The organism is Rickettsia endosymbiont of Thecocarcelia acutangulata (assembly GCF_964263195.1).
Classification (GTDB): Bacteria; Pseudomonadota; Alphaproteobacteria; order Rickettsiales; family Rickettsiaceae; genus Rickettsia; species Rickettsia felis.
The window spans coordinates 1,346,460-1,371,319 of record NZ_OZ181652.1 but is presented as its reverse complement, the minus strand read 5'-3'; the positions used below and the strand labels follow the sequence as shown (position 1 = coordinate 1,371,319).

Below are 24,860 nucleotides of genomic sequence, written 5' to 3'. Positions count from 1 at the left end.
TGGCTTGACCACAGGGTCCATAAATAATTTTAAAAATACTGGACCCCGTGGTCAAGCCACGGGGTGACAGCTTCATATCTTCATATACTCATAAAAATCAGGGTTATTTTCCCACAGTTCACGCACCTTAACAAATAAAAATAAATGAACAGGGAAGCCAAAAAACCGCTCCATTTGCATTCGAGATTTTGCCCCTATCTCTTTGATTTTAGAGCCGTTTTTACCGAGTATTATAGTTTTATAGCTTTCTCTTGAAACTACTATAACTTGATTAATCTTTACAGATTTATTCTTAAGCTCTTCCCACTTTTCGGTTTGTACGGTTAATTTATAAGGTAACTCTTGCTGCAAATTAAAAAATAATTGCTCTCTTGTAATTTCTGCCGCAATAAAACGCATCGGTAAATCCGTTATGTCGTCTTCTGCATAAAGCCAAGGAGAAATTTTTGCTTTACCTGTTATATATTCAAGTAATCCATCAATATTTTTGCCCGATAAAGCAGAGATAGGAAAAAGCAAGCTATCAGGATGATTTTCCGTTAAAAAAGCCTTAATGTCATCTAGATATTTTGATTCGATGTCTATTTTATTCAATAAAAATATCGGAACAATATTAAGTGAGCGAAGCTTATCTAAAATATCGTGCATTACATCATCAAACGGTTTTAAACTATCGATAATTAACATTACTAAATCCGCACTATGCAAACTAGACCACGCACATCTGACCATCGCCTTCTCAAGCGTTCCTTTCGGCTCAAATATACCGGGCGTATCGTATAAAATTACCTGCGTATCTTTTAAGGTAATAATACCGGTAATAATTGACCTAGTAGTTTGAACTTTTGGGGTAACGATTGAAAGCTTCTCACCGATTATTCTGTTTAGTAAAGTCGACTTCCCGCTATTTGGTCGCCCTATTATACAGACAGATATAGTTTTTTGAGCTTGATTAATCATTTTTAAGTCTATGTAATAAGCTTCGTGCTGCGTTTTTTTCGGCTTCTTTTATAGAGTATCCTGTACCTGTTTGTTCATAATCTTTTACTTTCACAAGCACCGTAAAAGTTGATGAATGGGCTGCCCCTTCTCTTTTTATCAGACGGTATATAGGTAGGTGATGGCTACTCGCTTGAGCCCATTCTTGTAAAGCAGTTTTTGGATCATAATCCGTTAAATTCTGAATTTTTATAAATTCTGCCCATAATTTACCGATAATATTACGGGTTGTTTCAATATTACTATCAAGATATATAGCTGCAATTAAAGCTTCCGTAGCATTTTCTATATTATTAGGATTATCACGCCCGCCTGCTACTTCTTCACCATGAGTCATAATTATATAATCTTTTAAAGTGAGCTTGGTCCCAACCACACATATTGTTTCTTTGCAAACTAAATATGATCTAATTTTAGCTAAATTTCCCTCATTATAATTTGCAAAATTCTTAAATAAAATTTCCGTGACTACTAAATTTAATACAGCATCACCTAGGAACTCTAATCGTTCATAATCTTTATCATCCTTATACTCATGATGTTGTCTTAAAGACGGATGACTCAACGCTTCTATTAAAAGCTCTTTATTTTTGAAACTATAGCCTAGTAATTTTTCTAACTTCTCAAATGCTACCATTACTCATCCGTGTTATAAAGATTTCTGAAAATTCGATTTAACCTAACAGATTCAATCCATGGCTTTAACTTTAGTACTAGATTAATAACTCCTATATCATTATCCCACCAAGTTATTTTTGTTGAAAACCAAATAAATTGTGCTTTAGCAATAAAATTTTCAAACGGTACAAATCCAAGATTTACTCTACTATCATTTGACTGATCTCTATTATCCCCTAAAAAGAAATATTTTCCTTCAGGTACATAAAAAACATCCGTGTTACCGTATCTATCATTATATATAACGCCAAAAATAGGAGCAAGCTTATAAGAAAAATATGTTTTACCGTTTGGCAAAGTTTCTTTAAACTTCAAATATTTTATTCCCTCTTCGCTTATATAAGTTCCAACTTCCGTGCGTTCTATTTTTTTATCGTTAATATATATTACGTCATCAATCAATTGAATTTTATCGCCGGGTAGCCCTATTAAACGCTTTATATATCTAACATTCATATCGTTAGGCGGACGAAAAACTACAATATCGCCACACTCCGGTTCACAAGCAAATATTCGTCCTTTAAAAAGACGAATAAAATCGAAAAAAGATAAAGAATAATTACTATAACCATAACTATATTTCGTAGAAAATATATAGTCATTCTCAAGTATGGTTGCTTTCATAGAACCGGTCGGAACGGTAAACGGCTCCATAATAAGTATTCTAATAAGTAAAGCGATACATATTACAAAAGCAAAAGACCCCCACTCTTGCTTAGCTGTTTTATTAGTCTTTGATTTTGTATTATCTGTTTGCATAATCTCTTAATTATTTTAAAATATTTGTACGTGGCTTGAAAAACCTGTTCGGTGTCATCCCGTGGCTTGACCACGGGATCCAGAAAAATAACTAAAAATACTAATAATATTAGTATTTTTAACTAGACCCCGTGGTCAAGCCACGGTATGACATAGAAAAGTACTGGATTCCCGCCGTTGCTGGAATGACATCTTGATGAACGTTCATATAGCACTGGACCACCCCTTTATCCTTTCCTCAATCTCGCTTCTAAAATGGCGTATCAGTCCTTGGATCGGCCAAGCTGCCGCATCACCTAAGGCACAAATAGTATGCCCCTCTATTTCTTTTGTAACGTTAAGGAGTTCGTCTATCTCGGATTTTTGGGCATTACCTTTAACTAGCCGCATCATAACTCGCCACATCCAGCCCGTACCTTCACGGCAGGGAGTACATTGCCCACATGATTCGTGCATATAAAATTTACTAAGCCTTGCTATTGCATAAATAATGTCAGTAGATTTATCCATAACTATAATACCACCTGTACCAAGTCCGGAACCTGCGGTTCTTAAACTATCAAAATCCATATCCACTTCACATAATGACTTAGGAAGTAAAGGCACCGAAGAACCACCCGGAATTATAGCTTTAAGATTATCCCAACCGCCTCGAACACCGCCGGCATATTTCTCAATCAATTCTTTTAACGAAATTCCCATTGCCTCTTCAACATTGCAAGGCTTATTAACATGCCCCGATATGCAAAAAATCTTAGTACCGGTATTGTTAGACTTACCGATAGAAGCAAACCAATTAGCTCCTCGTCTTAAAATGGTCGGCACTACTGCAATAGACTCAACATTATTTATAGTAGTCGGGCAGCCATATAGCCCAAATCCGGCAGGAAAAGGCGGCTTTAAACGAGGCATGCCTTTTTTACCCTCTAAGCTTTCAAGTAATGCAGTTTCCTCACCGCAAATATAAGCCCCCGCCCCACGATGTAAATAAATATTACAATCGAAGCTAGATCCACAAGCATTCTTTCCTATTAATCCTTCTTTATAGGCTTCATCTAATGCACGCTGAATATTAGAGGCTTCATTATAAAACTCACCTCTAATATAGATGTAGCAATCATTTGCTCCTATCGCAAAGCTTGCAAGCAAACAGCCTTCTATTAATTTGTGCGGCTCAAACCTTAATATATCACGGTCTTTGCAAGTACCTGGCTCAGACTCGTCGGCATTTACTACTAAATAGCAAGGCTTCTCTGAATTTTTGGGCATAAACGACCATTTCATGCCTGTAGAAAACCCGGCACCGCCTCGCCCTCTAAGTCCTGATTTCTTGACCTCTTCAATAATAAACTCTCTACCTTTATCAAGCAAAGCTTTAGTATTATCCCAATCGCCTCGTTTCTTGCTAGATTTCAAATCATGGCTTTGCTGCCCATGTAGGTTAGTAAAAATTCTGTCTTCTTCTTTTAGCATAAACTATTCTCGTTATGGCTTAAAAACGTCATTGAGAGGAAAAATTGAAAATTTTGACGAAGCAATCTCGTGCCAAAATCCTGAGATTGCCAAGCAGCCTACGGCTGCTCGCAATGACGACTTAGGTATCCACACAGGCGATGCTCGCTTGCAATGACGATTTTTTACCTTTCTATTACTTTTTTATTAAACTTTCTATTAGCAAACATTGTAAGTATCGGAGCGGAGATAAAAATTGATGAATAAGTACCGGCTATTATCCCAAAAAATACAAGGACGCTAAAACTACGGATTGCCTCACCGCCAAAAAGAATAAGGGCTAAATTGGCAAGTAGTGTAGTAATTACCGTTAAAATAGTTCTTGATAAAGTCTCATTGATACTTAAATTTATAATTTCCGTGATATTTTTTTTATGATATTTACGTAAATTTTCTCTAATCCTATCATATATTACTACCGAATCATTAACGGAATAACCTATAATAGTTAACACTGCGGCAATAGTGCTTAAGTTAAAATCAAGCTTTGTCATACTCATAAACCCAAGAGCGAGTATTACGTCATGCACTAAGGCGATAAGTATACCAAGACCGAAATACCACTCAAAACGCACCCAAATATAAACCATAATAGCTAAGAAAGAGAATAGCATCGCCATAGCCCCCGCTTCTATTAGCTGCCTACCGACTTGCGGACCGACAAAATCTACCTTACGATATTCAAACTTATACGGAAAATTACTTTGCAAAGATGCTTTAATTAACTCAATATTTTTCATGAGATTTTCTTCGCTACTACTACCGAATCTAATCGATAAATCACGCTCACTACCAAAATTCTGTAAGACTACCTCGCCTATTCCAAGCTCACCTAGAACCCCCCGCATTTTTGGCAAATCAGGAGCTTGATCAAGCCTTACTTCAATAACTATACCGCCGGCAAAATCAATACCGAAATTAAATTTATATATACCGATCCAAATAAAGCTAATGAGTGATAAAATAATTGAGAAAGTGTAACTGACTTTTTTAAAGTTCATAAAATCAAAATCGATTTTATTAGGCAAAAGTCTTAAAGGATAAATTTGCATTATTAATATTTCGTTGAATAAAAGTTATATACTGCTTGTATTTCAAGAACCATCATTTTATTTTGAGAGGTGAGTACCCGCAGCCTATACTTAATAGGTGAGGATGCGAATCCTTGATAAAATGAAAGAACAATTCTTGAAAGATAAGTAGTATATTTGTATTATATAGTAAATTCAAAAAGGTTAAACGATTTTTTATGTCAGAAGTAGTAGTAAAAGAACAATTAGAGCAATATATAAGCAAAATAGAAAGATTAGAACAAGAAAAAGCTGATTTATCTCAAGAAGTAAAAGATATTTTCCAAGATGCTTCTTCACATGGATTTGATGTTAAAGCTATGAAATCTATATTAAAACTAAAGAAATTGGATAAAGATAAACTTGCCGAGCAGGATGCTATGCTTGAACTTTATAGAGATACTTTAGGGATTTGATATACTCGCTGAATTTGAAAAATTGGCTACGTCATCCTACAAGAGCTGCGGTTCTCACGTATTAAGTATACGCTGCGGTCCTCGGCTTACAGTCTCCTTGCTCTTTTCCAAATTGAACTTCGTATACCAATGCTTCATTTTACTTCAGAATATACACCATATAAGAGGAAAGTATAGAGTTGTTACTAAGTTGCCTATGTCATTCCTGCAAAAGCGGGAATGATATAAAACGATCCATGCAACAACACCGGCTCGATCGTGGATTCCAGTTTAAAATACTAAAATTATTAGTATTTTTTATTGTTTTCTGGATACCGTGGTCAAGCCACGGTATGACAACCATTATACTTAAGCTTTTGCTGCTTTGGTTTTAGCAATAGGGATATGTCTCTCTTTAATTCTAGCCGACTTACCGCTTCTTTGTCTTAAATAGTAGAGTTTAGCACGACGAACTACCCCGTATTTTACTACATCAATAGAGTGTACTATCGGCGAGTAAGTCATAAAGCGTCTTTCGACACCTTCACCATGGCTAATTTTACGTACTAAGAAAGATGAAGTAATACCGCGATTTCTTTTTGCGATAACTACACCTTTATAAGCTTGAAATCTTTCCGTTAATTTTTCCTTACCGTCTTTTTCAATCGATCTATCAATAATTTTAACAGTTACCTTAACTGTATCGCCGGCTTCAAAATCAGGAATTTTTTTATTTGCAGTAAGCTTTGAAATATTTTCCTGTTCAAAGCGGTCAATAATATTCATTTTTTTAACTCCTTAACTCTATAAATCTTTAAGTAACTCCGGACGGCGTAATTTAGTAATCATACGTGATTGCTCTTTTTTCCACTCATTAATTAGCCTGTGGTTACCAGATAATAAAACACTCGGTACAGCTCGATAATGCCAAATTTCAGGTCTTGTATATAGACCGCATTCAAGCCCACCCTTAAATTCCCCGTCTTCTTCAAAAGACTCAGAAGATAAGGTATTTTGGTTCATTAAAACACCTGGCAGTAGTCTAATTAAGCAATCGAGAATGGTGAGGGTAGGTATTTCTCCTCCGGATAAAATGTAGTCGCCTACACTAATTTCTTTAACATTATACTCTTCAATTACACGTTCGTCAATCCCTTCGTAACGTCCACATAAGAATATAAGGTTTTTATTTTTTAACATCTCCTTAGCAAAGCTTTGAGTAAAGACTCTACCGCGAGGTGAAGGATAGTAAATTTCAGCATTAGGATTTAAAGAAAGGGCATGATCTATACTACTGCCTAAAACATCAGGACGCATTATAAGCCCGTCACCACCGCCATAAGCTTCATCATCGACATTTTTATGCTTAGTTAGACCGAAATCCCGAATATTGATAACATTATATGACCAAATATTTTTATGCAGGGCTTGCCCGGCTAAAGAATACCCCAGAGTCCCAGGGAACATTTCAGGAAAAACTGTTAAGATTGTAGCATGAAGTATAAACATACGTTTAAAATATTAAACAGTACCAATTAACGCAATAAAATTATAATTTAATTATTTACCCCACCCCCCTGTCCTATAATCTTCTTTTCTTTGTTTTTTAGCAGCAGTTGTTGCACCGCTCCTAAATGCTTCAGCTTTTTGTTGATTCGTTTTATGAGCTTGATCACTTTGAAATTTTTGAAATTCTGCTTTCTTAGTGCTTCTATATAACGACTTTTTATTTTCTCTAAGCGTCTCATAGCATCTTTATCTAAACTAATACCTGCTTCTTTTGCTTGCTGCTCTATTTTTAATGCTGTCTTATAACCTGCTGCTGCGTTTTTAGCTATAACTTGCTTCTGCATAAAATTCACTCTAGAATCTTTCTTCATTGCATCATTATATGGATTTATCTTATTATTTTTAATATCCTTTATTTGTTTTTCTGCTTTCTTTTTATCAAAATCTTCCGGCATAACTTCCCTCAAAATTTAAGTTAAAAATATATCTATAGTTGTATATATTTTATTTCAAAAAAAGTTAATAAAGAAAAATAGAGGTAGAAGTAATTAAAAATTAACCAATTTGTGTTATAAAAACTTCATCACTTCCTCAGCGATGATTAGCTCTTCGTTTGTTGGCACAGCAAAAACTTTAACCTTACTATCAGATGTACTTATTAGATGCTCGTTTTTTTGGTTTTTTGTATCATCTATTTTAATGCCTAGCCATAAAAGTTTTTCGGTAATCATTTCACGTATTACAGGAGAATTCTGTCCGACACCGGCAGTAAAAATTAGACAATCAAGCCCCTCAAGGACAGCAATTAACTTACCTATTTCAAGTACAATGCGATACACGAATAAATCTATAGCAAATTTAGCATCAGGTGAGTTACTGGCAAGCAAAGTACGCATATCAGAGCTTTCACCGGACATACCGAGTAATCCTGATTTCTTATATAGTAACTCAGTTACTTCTTTCGTAATCATTTTCTCATGGTCGATAAGATATAACACTACTCTAGGATCAAGGTTGCCTGTCCTTGTACCCATCATAACACCATCAAGTACGCTAAAGCCCATGGAACTTGTTAGACTAAGACCATTTTTAATAGCACATAGACTACTACCGCTTCCTAAGTGAGCTATAATAGTCTTTGTAGGTAAATCTTCCTTTGTCATTTCTTTAAAATGGCTGCTAACATATTTATATGATAACCCATGAAAACCGTAACGAATTATCCCTTTATCATAATATTTTTTCGGTAAACCGAAAGCTTTTGTAATAGGCGGATTGGTAAAATGAAACGACGTATCAAAACATGCTATATGCGAGATTTCTTTATATTTTTGAAGAAATAAACCCAGTACCTGCAAATTATAAGGTTGATGCAAAGGGCTTAGAGGTATTAATACTGTCAAATCTTCACTAACTTTTTCATTAACAATAACCGGTTTATTAAAATTTTTCCCGCCATGGACAATACGGTGACCGGTTGCAATTAAATTGAGATTCTCTTGTTTTTTCCACCAATCTTCAAAAAGTTCAATCATCATTTCAATAGCATCTTTAATATCGGTAGCAGATTCCTGTTTTTTATTTATATGAAATAATATTTTATTGTCGTTCTTTTCTAAAAAAATATTATAAATTTTATCCTTAACTTTTTTATTCTGAATTTTAAAAATAGAAATTTTTAAACTAGATGAGCCGGCATTAGCTATTAAAATAACATCTTTCATATTATTTACCTGCTTGGATATGTAGCTTTGCCTTAGTGTGATTATAGATAAATGAAGCAAGTACACAGGAAATAACACGCATATCCATGGGATCGGCTCTACTTGTTAAAATAATAGGCACACGGGCTCCAAGAACGATACCCGCCATAACCGCTTGACCCAAATATTTTAGCTGCTTTGCAAGCATATTGCCTGATTCAAGATCAGGTACTACTAATATATCGGCATTTCCTGAAACCGAAGAACTAATACCTTTTGCTTCTGCAGCAAATAAAGATATAGCATTATCAAACGCAAGCGGTCCATCAACTATAGCATTCGTAATTTGCCCTCGATCTGCCATTTTCGATAAAGCGGCCGCATCAAGGGTGGTAGGGATTGCAGAGGTTACCGTCTCAACTGCTGACAATACCGCAACTCTAACCTGCTTATCTTCTTTGATCATATGCATTAAATCAATAGCATTCTGCACTATATCACGCTTATCTTCTAGAGTAGGACGAATATTAATAGCAGCATCAGTAATAATAAAAGGCTTTGGGAACGTTGCAACTGCCATTAAAAAAGCATGGCTTATACGGCGTTCGGTACGTAGTCCATTCTCCTTATGAACTACTGCAGACATAAGCTCATCAGTATGAAGCGCCCCTTTCATAATAGCCTCAACTTCTCTTTTCTTCGCAAGCTCTACGGCTTTTTTTGCTGCTTCGTGGCTATGCTCAACGTTAATTACTTGATAATCCTCAAGATCGACATTATTAACTTTTGCTACTGATTCAATTTTATGTTGCGGACCAATCAAGACCGGTTTTATTACATTAAATTGTGCCGCTCTAACTGCACCGAGTAATGATTCTTTATCGATTGGATGAACTACTGCAGTTTTAACAGGCTTAAAGCCGTCGGCTCTAAGTAATAGATCAATGAAATGCTTTGCTGCTTCATCAAAGTCAGGATCGTTGATTTCTTTTGGAGGAGTATAAGTAGTACCTAATTTCTTAGCTAGAATTGCATCTAAAAAAGTCTCGTTTATTATATGTTGTTTCTTCATAAACCCCTTAATAAATTAATCACTAACTTAATTAGATAATATATAAGTTAATTAATAAAGGGAAAACTAGTTATTGTTTTTAGTGGAAATTTCTTAAGTGCCATTAACGCAACAGTGTATATCGATGTCATCCTGTGGAGGCTTCCTACATGGATCGATTTTTCCATCATTGCGAGGAAATTGCATAGCAATTGACGAAGCAATCTCAGGAGTTTGTTATTATTTCATGAGATTGCCACGCAGCCTACGGCTGCTCGCAATGACGGCTCGGTACCTCCGAAAGCAATGCCTACTTCATATTTCTTAAATGATCTTCTAATTTTCTTAGTTTTCTGCCTTCATTTACTATAGGTTTTACATATTTTTCCATTTTGGCATTTTCCCTATATTTATTAATCTGATCAATCTGAGCATTGACTTCATCGGTAATAGCTTGTTTTCTATCCTCTATTTTATTTAATACTTCAGTACTATATTCATAATTTTTAACATCAGCATTAAAGTTATTAAGCTCTTCCGTAATCTTTGCGTCTACTTCAGGTCCCTGCTCAGTATCTTTGATCTTTTGTGCTATTAATGCCGGCATTTCCTCAATGTTGATATCATCTCTTTTGAAATGATCTTTAAGCTCTTTATAAGTTTGTTCTAAATTTCCTTCAGCTTTCTCGTGCATAATATCATAATGCTCTTGGCGACGAGTATATCTATCTCCTTCTATAAATTCTGCATGTTTTCTATGGGCGTTATCTATCATATCTCGCATCTGAGAATCAGTAGCTTTCTCACGCATAAATCTGTCGCCCATCATTACCGGTTCACCTTCCTCGAATAACCTACCACGCACCTCATGAATAAGCTTTCTTTGAGCTAATTCTTGATAATATTCTACATCACTCTGTCTACCTGCTTTTTCTAGTCTTGCTAGATATTCCGGTGATAATATATCTGCTTGAGCAGCTAACGTTTCCTTATTAATATGCATTTGGAGTTCTTCACGTTCCCGTGCTTTTTCATTATCTTTTAATTTTTCGCTATAAGTTCTAAGCCTTGGATCGTTATATTCAAAATCATGCCATTCGGCACTGGTTAGATTACCCTCATAAGCATCACGTAAATCTTTACCGACTATTGCAGTTAAAGCTCCTCTTTTTATTCCCGTATAACCGGCATAGAGTTTTTCACCTATACCTACACGCCTTTCTTCTTTTAATTTACGTTTTGTATCAACACGATGCTCCATCTCTTGCCAACTTCTAAGCGGTTTTATATTTTTACCGAACAGACCGACACCTCGCCCTGACATTTCTTGGTGAGCATATTTATAAGCATCTTGATAATCTTTAGTAAAGTTCGCATCGCTAGCGAGTTCACGTAAGTTAGCATCTTTTAATGACTTATCAAGCTCTCTTTTTTGTTCTTCACTTAAAGCGGCGTAATCTTTCACTCCATATTTATTTGCAGCAATTTTATCTCGAAGCTGAGTAAATTTCATTTTCGATAGTTCTTTTGCTTTTAATTCATTCCCTTTAGGTAAATTCTTTAACAATCCTGAAATACCGTTTTCATAATCAGTAATAGCATTCATTTTTACATCTTTAGAATCTATACCGTATTTTCTCTTAACCTCATTTTGTACGGCTTTATTTGCCGAAGAACCAAGAGCTTGCTTTTCAAGCCTTCCCATCATCATACCTTCAAATTTCTCGGCAAAGAACATACTAGTTTCTTCTAACTTTGCACTTACACGGGTAGTTACAGGTGCACTTACCGTCTTAGCTACATAACTTAATGGTCTATTCATTTGCTTCGCTGCAGATTCATAAGATTGCTGATTAACTTTTTGTATGTCTGTTAAATTACCTGAAGTACCGGCAATAAATTGTGCCGTCGATATAGCAGTATCGTTAAATTTACTTAGCAAATAAATAGACACAAAAATTAGTAATATCCCATCTAGTTGGACAAATTTCCCGTTTATAAAATTACTAATCCTTTTTGCATCTTTAACTAAATCTAAAAACGGTAATTCAATATAGCGTTCATCTATACACTCATACGCAGCACAATGCTTACATTTATCAGGGTCATTCTTACAAGAATCATCTACTATTATATGATCTTCGGGAACTAATATCTTTGCTTTGTGGAAATTATTTATACCTCCTTTCATTGGTACAGGGAACCACCAATAAAATATTGAATTACCAAGACTTGGATCTATATCCTCAAGAAAACCACCGAATATTTCATTTATTGGACCTAAATTAGGAAAATCATGTTTACATACCCCAAAACCAAGAGTTGAATATATTTCGGTTCTGATGATCATTGAAATAAAAGCGATACCGGCAAATAAAATTATAGGCTGTAATGCATATGATATTAATTGTCTTAACCAATTCTCAAATAACGAACGAGTTATATTAAACAACATGAAACAAATAAATATCGGTCCCATAATTATAATCATACCGATAGTTATAAGAGCGGTTAGATAGATAATAGTAGCTTTAAATATAAGAAAGAAAATAAAATATAGGGCTATTAAATATAAAATGATATATATAAAACCAAGCCAATCAACAAATAGTAAAGAAAATAATTTAGATAAAGTTTGAGGAGAAATAAGTAACCCCAGCAAACTTTGAGAACCGGGACCGGTAGCCGCAGCTTCATTAATTATTTGCAGTATTTGCTGAACCCCGTCAATAAAAAATACGAATAAATAATCATGAAAAAATGTCCAAGCTTTATCCGTACTTAATAATATTGAGACTATACTAACTTTTAATATTCTAACTATAAGTTCGACATGAGTAAGGTTTATATTACCTATTAAAAAGGAAAAGCCCGTAAACATTATATATAGAGTTAAAATAGACGAGACACTCATCCTATAACCCGGCGTATCAATTATTTGTTGATAAGTTTTCTTTATAATCCCATCCTTACCAAATAATACCCCTTTTATTAAATCCGTTAAAAATTGTAGCGGATCTGGTCTTGTATCACTAACTCCGGACTTGATTACTAATCTATATTGCCCGCTATTATCATCATAAAATTTATCTATAATCTTAAAATAAAGAGGAGATTGAGCATATTTTGACTTATCTTCACCTTTATATTGATAATTTATTCCCCCTGCTGGCAAGAATTGTCCTGTACTACTAATACTATAAAATTCATAGCCTACACTCGAAGTAAGCTCTCCTAAATGCTGAGTTATACCTTGCGGTTTACGCTGTGAATCCGGTGAAATATTGGGATCGGTATTTTTAGCGGCAATAAGAAAATAAAGCCCGACCCCGTCTGTCATTATACATGGAGGATTACTAATCATTGCGTCATTTTGATTTGCGGGATTAGGAGTACACATATCAAGTCTAGCATTATCCCAAAAAGTACACGGTTGTAGCTTAACGCAAAAAGCAGCCAAAGTAGTTGTGTTATTTTTCTGACCGTACCACGGACACCATGCAGATAACTGACCTGAAGTATTTTTATCACCAAGTATATAACTCCACGGTCTTACCATAACGGTTAAAGGATAACCATTTACTTTATAAGCACTATCACGCCATGGTGCTACCTGATCACCTTCCTGTCTTGAAATAATTTCTTCCGGATTATATCTAGAAGAGACATTGAATTTGATAAAACCGAAATCATCAGGGTCAATACAAGTATCGCCGGTACAACCGGAAAGCAGTAATAACGATGATATTAATAATGTAATAAAAATATTTTTGTTCATTTATTTTAAGTTATTTTTATATAGCGTCATTGCGAACGACCGTAGGGAGTGCAGCAATCTCATGACACAGTACGAAATTCCTGAGATTGCCTCGTCAAATTACTTCGTAATTTTCCTCGCAATGACGGCGAAAATATTTACAATTATTCTTTCCTCTCTCCTTCCTCTTTCTTCGGTACATCATTACGCTCGGCAAGGAATTTATTTGTATGCTCACCTCCTTCCGGTTTTCTAGCTTTATAATTTTGATCCATTATCTTGTCTTTGAAAACTCTAGCCGGAGCCATTGCAGCCTTTTTAATCGGTTTTGTTACCGAACCTATATCCTGCATAACGGCTCCCACAGGATCAGAACGTTCTTGATAATTTCCTGATATTCGTGCCGGTGTAACATTTGTAAGCATTCCGACTACTATATTTACAAAAGTTACTAAACCATATGACATCAAGCAATATGAATAAAATAATAAAGCCGTAGTAAATAATACTAAGAAAGTATTAGCGTTATTCGTTAGAATATTCGAGCTACTAATTTCCGGTACATCCGGTACATAGAAAGGTATTCCTGGCAAGAACGGTAATGTAAAAGAGAAATTAATCGGAATACCAAGATTTGTTAAATCAAGCCCTATTTTTATTGGTATCAGAGTATCCCAACAGGCTCTAACTACTACTTTTAAAAGCTGCTCAGATAAAACCTGATCTATCAATAAAAAGAAAATCAATAATATTGTCGGCTGCACTACATAGCTAAGCAATGTCGATATCCAATTATCAAATAAACTTTTAGTTTTTTCAAATAACATTAATATTATGAAAAACGGTGCTAATGAAATCATAACAGTTAGCCCTATGAATGCAATAACATAGCCTATTATAACTTCTAAAATAGCTCTAAAATAAGTAATAAGTGAATAAATGGTTATAATAGCGATAAATGCTAAACCATTATGTATTTGTAATAATTCAATAAATAGTAATCCCCAAATCCTACCGTTAGTATATTTATCAAATATAGGATCAATAAAACCAAAAATATTAGCTCTAGAGCTTGTAGCACCTACTACGTTAGTTACAAAGAAATCAATACCGTTAGTAAATGCACTAAAGAAGTATGTATTAAAAAAGCTCCAACTTTCTTCTCTAATTAAAAAAGCTACTATAGCTATTTTGCATATACGTGTTATTACTTCTACGGCAGTTAATTTTAATGCTCCCGCAACGAACATTAGCCCAAATATAGTAACATAAAGGGTTAATGCAGCTTTAGCTATATTCTGCACTGCAGAATTTTTAACTAACTTAATATAAAAGTTTTGACTAAAAGTTCTAAACTGATCGGTAATAGGTTTAATAGCACCGTTATATATTATATCAGAAAACCAAGTTGTACCGGTATAATTAGCATAATTTACACTAACCACCCCTTGTATATTACTATTAGGATTTACCACCCTTAACCATAAATATCCATCTTGCGGTACATCAGCCGCAAAGTTATAATCTACCGGCGTACCACGAACAGATGGATCAGGTAACGTACCATCAGATGTTATTAAATATTCTAAACTTATATTTTGCTGATCACCCGGACTAATTGAATTTGTCCCGTTACCTATTTCAACAATCATCGAATAACGACCGAAATATAAAAAATTAGCTGACCAATCATTCTTATTTATATAATCTACAAAATTAGCATAATTTGAAAAATTTCGGCTCCAATCACTCATTAAAACCGAATTACTAAACATGTTATTAACTTGCCAATCGCTAGTAAAATCCATAGTACCACCGCTAGTGGCTTGATAATATATAAAGCTACTTTGAGTGCTGCCTGAATTTACAAAACTCTGATCTCGTCTCTTAATAACCTGCCCGCCTACTTTAATTATCATCCCTCTACCTTGATCGTAATAGCAAGCAGGGCTAGTATTTATACCGGCATTAGCAGGACAAGAATTAATTAAGCCCATGAAATTCTGTACCGCTCCCGTTATCATAGGTTTGCCGACTAATGCTTCGTTACTATTTATACTTTTATATTTTGTAGCTGAGCCAGTACCGCTACACCCGCTTGGTTTATCAGGATCTCTTGAAGCATCTATAAGATCACATACCTCCTTTGCAGATGAGTAAATTATTCTATTATCAAAATTTCCAAGGTTACTTTGAGTATAAAGTGCAGAAGCAGCAAATATTGAACTATCAAGTTCCTGCGTTAAAATATTATCTAGAGTATTAGGGCTAAAAAAATTATCTTTACCAACTAAACTAATATTTACTACATCGCCGGCCTTAACTTCAATTCTCGAATTACCGTTAGAATAGTTAAAATATTTAACAGAATCAGACATTTTAGTAAATGAAAGTGCATCAAGGTCTTTATCAGGCGGTATAGCCCCAGGTGTTGCACTGTTATTGTCCGTAACAAAACGAGGAAATCCTAAAGCTTCAAACTTTGATTCAGCATATTTATAAGTTTTAATGAAAACTTGCGGCGTACTAAACCTTGGATCAATTCTATATAATACTAGATATTTTCTAGGTTCAGGAGTAATACCTGAAGTAGACCAGTTTATTTTTAACAATTTACCTTTCTCAACAGTATTACCTGTTGATTGCCAAGTTCCGGCTGTAGATAAACTAATTCCTATATTACCCTCTTTAAAACTTGTAAATTCAGGCACTTCTAAACAACCGAATAAGCTTTTTAACCCACCAAAACTGGTTGACATCCATGAAAAAGCATCATCAGCTTTAGCTGGCATCGCCATAAACAAAACTAATAAAACTAAACTCTTAAGAATTTTCATAATTTTAAATTGTTATCCAACACGTCATACCGTGGTTTTTATTTTTTGTCATTGCGAGCGACCAAAGACATTGTTGCATGGCTCAATTTCACCTCTGTCATCCCGTGGCTTGACCACGGGATCCAGTTAAAAATACTAAAATTATTAGTATTTTTATTGTTTTTATGGACCCCGTGGTCAAGCCACGGGGTGACACAGTGGGTTTTACCGGTCCACGCAACAATGACTCCTCGCAATGACGATTTTCGATTCACCCCCTATCCCCGTGCTTCAGGCTGCGGCGGTCCTTCATTTGTCTTCTCGCCCCCTTCTTTTGGCGTATTTTTCCTATTTTTCTCAGCCTGGTCTAATGTCTTATTGCGTTGTTTTAATCGTGCTTCCGCTCTGCCGGTAATACCTTGTCTTGTTTTATCATCCATTCCTATTGGACTTAATGCTTTTTGTCCTGCATCATGAGACATTCTACCACCAATTTCAGTAGCCGAAGGTCCAGCGGCACTAGTTAATTTTGCTACCATACGCCCTGAAAATTCGACATAACCATACATACCATAAGCAATAATAACTAGAGCTACGATATTTTGCATATTTACTCCCATCATACCCGACATATAATCCATTCCCCAAGGGGCAAACCAATTAATACAGAAGATAGGTACATTCAGCAATACAATAGGTAAAATAGTACCGATAAACGGAATTTTTATCGGTAAAGCACATTTCCAACAAACGCTATAACCTAAAACAAAATCTAGATAAATGGTAAATAGCTGGGTTAGCACTATAATACCTGCCATCATAACTACCGGTTCTATCATATAGCGGATCGTAAACCTCACCCAATTATCAAATAAATACCTAGTAAAATCAAATAATAAGAAACTAATAAATAAAGGGGCTATACCGATTAATATACAAGTTGCCATAAATGCCATAATATAAACGGCAACAGCTCTAAGTGCCGTAATAATTACTATACCAACCGCAATAAAAGTAATTATAAAATATATAATACCGCTAAGCCCAAGAGAAAGAAGTGAAAGTAATTGAGCGATAAAGGTTTGACTAAAAAATATTTTACTCATTACGGTATCTAAAAACATAAAAGGATTAGAAATTTTACTATTAGGATCAATAGAAGTAAATAAGCTATATCCACTCATATTAGCAATAATTGCGTCTGAAAAATTGGTAATTGCATCAAAAAGATAGTTATTGAAAAATTCAAAAGTATTACCGTTCATAAGTCCGCTAACTATCCCGATTTTTGCTATTCTAATTACTAGCTCTTTTTGGTTTATCTTAGCAAAACCAAGCAAGAACATTGCTCCGTAAGTCATCACATACAGAATTAAAATTGCTTTAATATAGGTAAAAAAGTTAGTACAGGATACGCTATCGCTAGGTTTATGACATACCATATTTTCAAAAATAGAAGTAGCAGCCCCTTGCACTTTAGTTTTAAATAAATGAAGTAACGGATTCATTACTTTAATAGCAAAACTTCCTACTGTTAAGGATGTTGAGAAATGTACTTTATAGCTACCTTCACTATCTTTATAGTCCCTTAAATTATTATTAGGATCATTTAGAATTTTCATCCATATATAACCCGCCTCATTCGCGTTAAAGTTATATTTACCTTCACTATTAACGTTAATTCCTTGAGGTGAATAGGTTTTACCGCTAGTATTCGGGTTTTCCGAAAGCTTTACTATTATGTATTGCACTCGCCCCCGATCATCAAAAGTATCGTTAAAACTATTACCGTTCTCTCTATAACATTTAGTCTGTTTAATATTTAGAACATATCCTCCCGTATTCTTACTAGCATCTTGTGAGGTGGGAGACCAAAGCCTATATTGTAAATAGCTTTTTTCAGTATTGCTATTAAAAGGTATATTATATATAACTTTATATAAATATTTACCGTCTTTATCTTTATAGTCAGCCGGTTGATCTGTATCTGCAACAAACTTAGCAAATTCTAGCTTAGAAGGCAGAGCTTGACTTACAGAACCCGCATCATTCATTTGATATATTAGTCCGGTTGGTCCTTTGCCTCCTTTACCATCCGCCGTATACCAAAATCTTCGATTCTTTTGAAAATCTCCATCCTTACATATTCCTGAAGTACAATTTACACCTCCAATATAATCTTTATCTTTTGGGTTACGATCGCTAACACTATCAGGACATCGATCATTTGGAGAAATATTAGCATTATTAGAACATTGAAGAGCTGAATAGTCGATAAATAATTTACCTATGTCGTCAGACCACGAAAATGTAAAACTCCCATCATCTAGGTAGTTTTCTGGTGCTGGGCTAGTTATATTAGCCCAAGCTGGACATTTCTCTTTACATTCTGGTATCTTATCACAATTAGTATTACAGCCGAGTGCTCCCCAGTCGCAACCTATTTGCTCAAACCAGCTAGGACACCTCCATGTGACTTTACAATTCCAATATTTTTCTTTTAACTCACAAGCACTGACATACTCACCTAAATAAAAAGAATATTTTCCACAAATCGGCTCGTAAGAAGTTTTGCCTTGGGAACAATTTTTCGTAACCTTAGTAACTTTAAAAGCATCTTCAACTGTCGCATCAGTATTAGCAAAATTAGGAGATACGGAAACTAAAACTCTATCATTAGCGTATAATTCGGCAATATTACGCCATTCATTATTTTTTGCATCCATTATTAGAGAGAGAGGCGGATTATTTGCATCGGTAATACGAGGAATCGGAATCATGTTACCTTTATCGTCTAAATTAGATTTACCAGGTCTTGTACTTTCAGTAAATTGTACATTATCTTTCGGTACATAAGCCAAACATAAACTAACCTGACCAACCACTTGTAAATTCACCGGTTGATTGTTTTCTACTAGCACCTGAGTATTTAACCATTCACCGTAACGATTAGGATCAGGAATAAGCTGAGTCGTGCCGTCGGGCAACATCTTAGAAGTGTTTACATAATTAGCATTAGCATTAAGAGTTATAGTACCGGTTATTGAATCCGATCCTCCTTTACCATCCAGAGCATATCTCATGTAGCAGCCGTCACCGACTTTTACTGCTCCTATCATACCAAGTGCTGCAAAAATAAAGCAAACTAACGTTGCTACTATAGCGAGTACTCCTAAAACTTTTAATAAGTTACTCTGCATATTCTATCATTTACCTCCACCCGAACCGCTTGCTAAATCAGCTAATCCTCCGCCTGCACCGCTTTCTGAATCCCCGCCTTGCTGCTCTCCCTCTTTACGCTTACCTCCAACATCCGGCTTATCTCCTACCGGCGGCTTACCTTGTGAAACCATGGCCGCATCCTTAAGGAAAGCTGCTCCTTTCTTTACTAAATCAACGATTTTAGTTGGACTTGCCGTTACTGCATCCATATTAGGACCGTTAGTTAAATCAGAAGCAAATCGCCCTATAGATTTAGAGAAATAATAAAAAATAACCGAAAATACTAATACGCACAAAAGTTCCGCTAAAATAGATACAACATCTCTAACAATTGATTTTATTGGGAAAAGTATCAATAAATGCTCTTCCCAACCTTCACCTGCATAATATTGTAACATTTTATATCCAAAACTTTCCTGACATTTATCTGCTCCACCGTTAGGTAGCCTTAACTCAAAAGTGCTAAATCTAATATCCCCTTTTTCATAATCATATCTAAGAAATTCGCAATTTTTAAATATTGCAGAATCATACATAGTTATTAATAAAGCTATAAAACCTGCTACTACTGCCGGCTGCAATGCACATGAAATACATACTTTTAACCACCCGTCAAAATAAGCTTTTGTACGAGTAAATAGAGCCATAGGAATGAATATAGGAGAAATATATGTCATAACGTAAATAGTAATCATGCAAACTAAATAATGCGTAATAAAATATAAAAGTATAGATAAAAATATTACAGAAAATACTAGACCTGCTGCAAGTATAATAACGTTTCCGGCCATAAAGAATCCAAACATAACGGTAAAAAATCTAAGTGCTCCTGCTTTACTTAAATCTTTCGGTCTGTCTTTTTTGCCATCAGGATCAAAATTAGGTATAGGTGTATTATTACCGCCGGGACCATTACCGACTGAATTCCCTAAAACTCCATTCGTATCTATATTATAAAGTAAATCCAAGCCAAGATAATAACCTATACGGCAATCAATCGCGTCCCATAAGCCGTAAAATTTATAACCGTCCTTATACTTTGAATTATCAAACTGACATAATCCTCTAGAACCTGCTGCATTAAAGACCATCTGTGCAAAGTCCGGTGCTGCTCCCGTCAAAAGAGGTAATCCATATTTTAACATACCGTTTTCTTTTGTCGGCTGACCGCCGCTAAAATCTAAAGGTCCAAGACCGATAGAAAAATAGGTAACAAATAAGAACTTTATTACAAAAAGAGCTATTTTTTCAGTACTTGCATATTCTTTATTTAGAACCATATTAAAGGCAAAAAACATAGTATAAAGAATTAATGCCGCACCTATAATCCTCTTTAAATAACCTTGAAACGTAGAAAAAGCTGCAAGATTAGTTATTCTAGAATTTTGATCTTGAGAGCTACAACCATTTCCGGCAAAAAATATTTTATTAAGCGTTTCGCTCAAACACTGAACTGCAAGACCGGAAAAATTAATTAACGATTGACTATAATTTGCTCCCGTATAGCAACTTTTTCCTATATTACAATTTTCATCATCAGACGGAGTAGGCGGCGGAGTAGCACTTAAAGATTTACATGCTACCGGCATCGGTCCTCTTGATGTAGGCATAACTAAACATAGATCATTATCCCATTTTTTAACCGTTAAAACGATATCCTTTAATACAGGATTTGCTCCAAGATCAGGATTATTATCAGTACTTAAATCACTAATTTTCTTAGAGTCCCCTTCATTTAAATTATATATGGTGCAAGGGCTACTACTACCTTCTATATTTTTAAAACAAAACGTTATACTAGACGCAGCTGAGTTACAATTACCTCTCAGATCTTTCATATCAATATTACGAATTATATAGCCATATGCCGTGTCCGTTTCTAAATACCCATCTGAAGTAGTCGGTAAACTAGAACATGATTCTCCAAAGCCGGCAAAGCTAGCTAAGCTTACAGACGCTATACAAACTATAATAAATATCTTTAAGGTTTTAAGAGTTTTCATTAGAACTATTATCTTTTTTTTCTGTTACTACGCCGCTTTTTACTAACTCATCCCATGTTTTTTCAGCATTTGCACGTCGTTCTGATACTTCTCCTCCTTCTTGTTCTCTTACTCTTCCTCCTCCGCTTGCTACTAGTTCACTCCATGCTGTTTCTACTTTTACACGTTTATCCCGAATCTCTGCATTTTCCCGTATTTGCTTTACTCCCGTCGGATTTTCATGTTCCTTTAAGTTAAAACTATAATCAATTACTCCTGAACCCCTACTTGTACTGTCAACTTTTTCTTGCGGTGACGTAGTAGTATTATCTTCTTTTCTGTCATTTTCTATATTTTTATTTTCTTCTACCTTTGCTTTTTCTGACTTATTAAGTTCATCAGCTAATTTATCAAATTTATTAGTTACACTATTATCTCTTTCTCTTATCTCAGTTACTACACCGCTATCGACTAATTCATTCCATTTCTTTTCTGCATTCGTACGTCGCTCCGATGTTTCTTCACCTTGCTGATCTCTTATTCTTCCTCCACCGCTTGCTACTAATTCGTTCCATGCTTTCTCTACTTCTGCATGCTTATCCCGAATCTCTGCATTTTCCCGTATTTGCTTTACTCCTGCCGGATTTTCATGTTCCTTTAAGTTAAAACTATAATCAATTACTCCTGTACCTTTACTTGTACTGTCAACTTTTTCTTGTGGAGCTGCATTATCAACTTTTTCCTGTGGAGGCGGAGTATTATCAATCTCTTTTTTACTTTCTTGATTATTATCTCTTATGATTTTTCCAACATTTTCAGTTTCAATATTACTTTGCGGTGCAGGTGTAGAAATAGAAGTTCTAATACTAGCAGGCGGTGATGAAACAGCTTCTGGAGGAGCAGGAGGAGGAGTAACAACATCTGATCTTCCTGCACTACTTACAGTTTTTGGGCTAGAAGTTGCTACGGAAGACGAAGCTGTCGGTGTTGTTACCGTAGGTGCCGACGTACCTCCGCTTGCAGCAATATTATCACTTGTTCCTCCACCTTGAGCGGCTTTTAAATCACCAACTCCTCCTCTACTTGCTATCTGATCGCCCCCCTTAGTTGCCGCACCCGCAGCAGCAAGCATTGCCATACCTGCTTTAAATATTGCTTGCGGTTTTATAGCAACATTATTAAGAGCTACTCCTTCCGTCATATCTGCAACAAATTCAGCTAGCTGACTACTAAAATTATACATCAAATACAATGTAAAACATGCCGTAACTAACGCAAGTAAAATATTTTTAATTTTCTCAAAAAGCACTTTTGGAGACATGAAAAACATTCCGGGACCCAAAACTACTCCCGATAAAAACTGGAATTTAGCAAGAAATTTATCAGTAGGGGTATCTCCCGGTTTACTATCAACGATTTCACTTACACTATCTTTTGCAAAGTTAAATGCTGAGGTAATAGGGTTATTTAACATATAACCTAAACTATTTTGACAGCTTTCTACGGCATCTTTATCAGGATATTGTGATATATCATCCCAATCATTATTAATATAAAATATCAAAACATCACGACTTGAAGTACCGCCGCTCTGTGCAAGATTTTCTATACTATTGTGAATTAACTTGCTCTTATATTGACATTTACCGTAGAAACCATAATCATATACCGAAAACATCGTAATCATAAAAGTAACTACCACCATAGGCTGTAGCAAGAACGAAATCATCAGCTTAACCCAGCTGTCAAAATAATTTCGTGTATATGTGAATAAAAACATAGGTACAAAAAGAGGAGCTAAAATACCGAGTATTACTATAGATATCATACACATAATCGTTGCATTAACCATAAAGGCAGCAACCGAAATCACAAGTAACGGATAAGAAAGAGCGAGTGACACCAACATCATATTACCGGAGATTATCGCCGGAATTAGCAAATAAATATATGGTGGAGCACTAAAACTAAAGAAATCAAAATTTAAAAAATCATGGCTTCGATAAGCATTTTCGACAAGTAACGTAGATAATATATCAAGCCCTAAATAATGAGCTACCCTACAATCTAACGCATCCCATAATGCAATATAAGAAACGGTACCGTCATAAGAAAGATTGTTAAATTTACATAAACCGGACGGAGCAGCATTCATAACCCAACTTGCTAAACCGTTTATACCGTCAAGTAAGAAAGGAAACGCCCACTGAATCATACCGTCTAGTCGGTCATACGGAGAGCCATTACCAGGGGTTATATTAATTCCTATTGAAAAATAAGTTACGAATATCATTTTCAATATAAAATTTATATACTCACTTTTTGGCGGTATTTCACCTGCAAGTAATAGTTTAAAGCCAAAAAACATAACATATAAAGTTAGAAAAGCCGTAACTATTTTATACATTCCTACTTGGAACTGAAATAATGCACTATCTTGCCTTGAAGCCAAATTAACCACTTGTTCTACATTATCAAAACTACAAACATCTTTACTAATTAGTAATCTAGCAATCATTTGCCTCATACATTCTATAAGAGGAGAAGTCATGACTACTGCAGTTTTTGAAGCATTATAAGCTTTTTGATAACATCCGCCGCCTGCTGCACTACAAGAAACTAAAGCTAAAGGATCGGTAGGCGTTTCCTTAGGATCTTCAATAAAATCCTTATCTGCTACATCCATAAAACTATTATACATGGATTTCGGAAACGGCTCTTTCATATATTTACAGCCGACAGGAACGTCTCCTGTAAATCCTTTTGTCGATACGCATATTCTATCTTTATCTTGAATAACTTTCCAATATATTACAGGGAAGCCTACATCAAATGCAAAACCGTCATCACCGGGCTTACCACTATATGGAACATAATAATCTTTCTTATTCTTTTGCCATGCTTCTTTTATATCGTCCCAAGGATCACTCCCTGTTAATACGGCTTTAGCAATAGCAAGTGCTGTTTCTGCCGCTGATTTAATATACGTTCCTGCAAGTAATGCATTACTACATAAAGCAAAGCGTAATTCTGGATTTTTAGGATCAATTCTGTTTTCACGAGTACATTGTCCCCCTGGAAAATTTCCAAAATTATTATCATAAAATAAATCATTGTCATTTATTTTAAGCTTTAGAAACGTATTCATGTATAAAACGGGAGAGACAAGATTCATTACTGCAAAAGTAAAAAACGGAGCAACAATACATGTATGAGAGAATTCACTACGCAATAAATCACCGACTCCTTGAGTTTCACAAGTTAAGCCACTTAAAGTGTCTATAATGCTATCAAGAGTATCTTTGGCATGAGTTTTAGTAACTAGTCCTAAATTTAAGGCAAAGCTTAATACTAATGTTATAAGTATGCTACGAGGAAATAATTTCATGACTAGTTACTTGCCTCGT

Annotated in this window: 17 protein-coding genes and 1 pseudogene; 2 read left to right on the top strand and 16 right to left on the bottom strand. The window is 35.1% G+C overall.

Going from position 1 to position 24,860, the window contains the following annotated elements; genetic code table 11:
• Positions 1 to 72: 72 nt before the first annotated feature.
• From era to nuoF, 4 genes are all read right to left on the bottom strand, one after another.
• Positions 73 to 960: a GTPase Era gene (gene era / locus ACE38Q_RS07340; RefSeq protein WP_500190941.1), complete on the bottom strand. Its 888-nt coding sequence runs from the start codon at positions 958 to 960 to the stop codon at positions 73 to 75.
• Positions 953 to 1,636 carry a ribonuclease III gene (rnc, locus tag ACE38Q_RS07335; RefSeq protein ID WP_500190938.1) on the bottom strand — a complete coding sequence of 228 codons (684 nt, stop codon included), beginning with the start codon at positions 1,634 to 1,636 and terminating at the stop codon, positions 953 to 955. Before rnc ends, era begins: the two co-directional genes overlap by 8 nt.
• Positions 1,636 to 2,436 (bottom strand): signal peptidase I, encoded by an 801-nt coding sequence (gene lepB / locus ACE38Q_RS07330; RefSeq protein ID WP_500190936.1) that lies wholly within the window; start codon positions 2,434 to 2,436, stop codon positions 1,636 to 1,638. Before lepB ends, rnc begins: the two co-directional genes overlap by 1 nt.
• 204 nt (positions 2,437 to 2,640) lie before the next feature.
• Positions 2,641 to 3,909 (bottom strand): NADH-quinone oxidoreductase subunit NuoF, encoded by a 1,269-nt coding sequence (nuoF, locus tag ACE38Q_RS07325; protein WP_500190933.1) that lies wholly within the window; start codon positions 3,907 to 3,909, stop codon positions 2,641 to 2,643.
• A 31-nt stretch (positions 3,910 to 3,940) separates the two neighbouring features.
• On the opposite strand from nuoF, the gene ACE38Q_RS07320 reads away from it, so the two are divergent.
• Complete coding sequence (locus ACE38Q_RS07320; protein ID WP_500190931.1) at positions 3,941 to 4,066, top strand: hypothetical protein; 126 nt, start codon at positions 3,941 to 3,943, stop codon at positions 4,064 to 4,066.
• A 7-nt stretch (positions 4,067 to 4,073) separates the two neighbouring features.
• Here the strand turns inward: ACE38Q_RS07320 and secF are convergent, their stop codons facing one another.
• The gene (secF, locus tag ACE38Q_RS07315; RefSeq protein WP_500190928.1) at positions 4,074 to 5,000 is read right to left on the bottom strand and encodes a protein translocase subunit SecF; all 927 of its coding nucleotides are present in this window, start codon (positions 4,998 to 5,000) and stop codon (positions 4,074 to 4,076) included.
• A gap of 197 nt (positions 5,001 to 5,197) precedes the next feature.
• Between secF and ACE38Q_RS07310 the strand changes: the two genes are divergently transcribed.
• The gene (locus ACE38Q_RS07310; protein WP_004996682.1) at positions 5,198 to 5,434 is read left to right on the top strand and encodes a DUF2312 domain-containing protein; all 237 of its coding nucleotides are present in this window, start codon (positions 5,198 to 5,200) and stop codon (positions 5,432 to 5,434) included.
• A gap of 348 nt (positions 5,435 to 5,782) precedes the next feature.
• On the opposite strand, the gene rplS is transcribed toward ACE38Q_RS07310, so the two are convergent.
• From rplS to ACE38Q_RS07255, 11 genes and pseudogenes are all read right to left on the bottom strand, one after another.
• Entirely contained in the window at positions 5,783 to 6,199 is a 417-nt protein-coding gene (gene rplS / locus ACE38Q_RS07305; RefSeq protein WP_500190926.1) for a 50S ribosomal protein L19, read from the bottom strand.
• Between the two features lie 18 nt (positions 6,200 to 6,217).
• Positions 6,218 to 6,922, bottom strand: a complete 705-nt coding sequence (trmD, locus tag ACE38Q_RS07300) for a tRNA (guanosine(37)-N1)-methyltransferase TrmD (protein ID WP_500190923.1) — start codon at positions 6,920 to 6,922, stop codon at positions 6,218 to 6,220.
• A 47-nt stretch (positions 6,923 to 6,969) separates the two neighbouring features.
• Positions 6,970 to 7,377: a hypothetical protein gene (locus ACE38Q_RS07295; protein WP_500190921.1), complete on the bottom strand. Its 408-nt coding sequence runs from the start codon at positions 7,375 to 7,377 to the stop codon at positions 6,970 to 6,972.
• Between the two features lie 114 nt (positions 7,378 to 7,491).
• The gene (locus ACE38Q_RS07290; protein ID WP_500190917.1) at positions 7,492 to 8,646 is read right to left on the bottom strand and encodes an acetate/propionate family kinase; all 1,155 of its coding nucleotides are present in this window, start codon (positions 8,644 to 8,646) and stop codon (positions 7,492 to 7,494) included.
• A gap of 1 nt (position 8,647) precedes the next feature.
• Entirely contained in the window at positions 8,648 to 9,697 is a 1,050-nt protein-coding gene (locus ACE38Q_RS07285) for a phosphate acetyltransferase (RefSeq protein WP_500190915.1), read from the bottom strand.
• A 289-nt stretch (positions 9,698 to 9,986) separates the two neighbouring features.
• Positions 9,987 to 13,454 (bottom strand): TrbL/VirB6 family protein, encoded by a 3,468-nt coding sequence (locus ACE38Q_RS07280; protein ID WP_500190913.1) that lies wholly within the window; start codon positions 13,452 to 13,454, stop codon positions 9,987 to 9,989.
• 143 nt (positions 13,455 to 13,597) lie between these two features.
• Positions 13,598 to 16,270, bottom strand: coding sequence for a TrbL/VirB6 family protein (locus ACE38Q_RS07275; RefSeq protein ID WP_500190910.1), 2,673 nt, complete (start codon positions 16,268 to 16,270; stop codon positions 13,598 to 13,600).
• Positions 16,271 to 16,338: 68 nt separating this feature from the next.
• Positions 16,339 to 16,502: pseudogene (locus ACE38Q_RS07270) on the bottom strand (tRNA lysidine(34) synthetase TilS); the annotation flags it as partial.
• A 25-nt stretch (positions 16,503 to 16,527) separates the two neighbouring features.
• A complete protein-coding gene (locus tag ACE38Q_RS07265) occupies positions 16,528 to 19,449 on the bottom strand; it encodes a TrbL/VirB6 family protein (protein WP_500190908.1) in 2,922 nt (973 codons plus the stop codon).
• Positions 19,450 to 19,455: 6 nt separating this feature from the next.
• Positions 19,456 to 21,474, bottom strand: coding sequence for a TrbL/VirB6 family protein (locus ACE38Q_RS07260; RefSeq protein WP_500190905.1), 2,019 nt, complete (start codon positions 21,472 to 21,474; stop codon positions 19,456 to 19,458).
• Entirely contained in the window at positions 21,461 to 24,841 is a 3,381-nt protein-coding gene (locus ACE38Q_RS07255; RefSeq protein ID WP_500190903.1) for a TrbL/VirB6 family protein, read from the bottom strand. The genes ACE38Q_RS07260 and ACE38Q_RS07255 overlap by 14 nt, the downstream gene beginning before the upstream one ends.
• Positions 24,842 to 24,860: the final 19 nt, after the last annotated feature.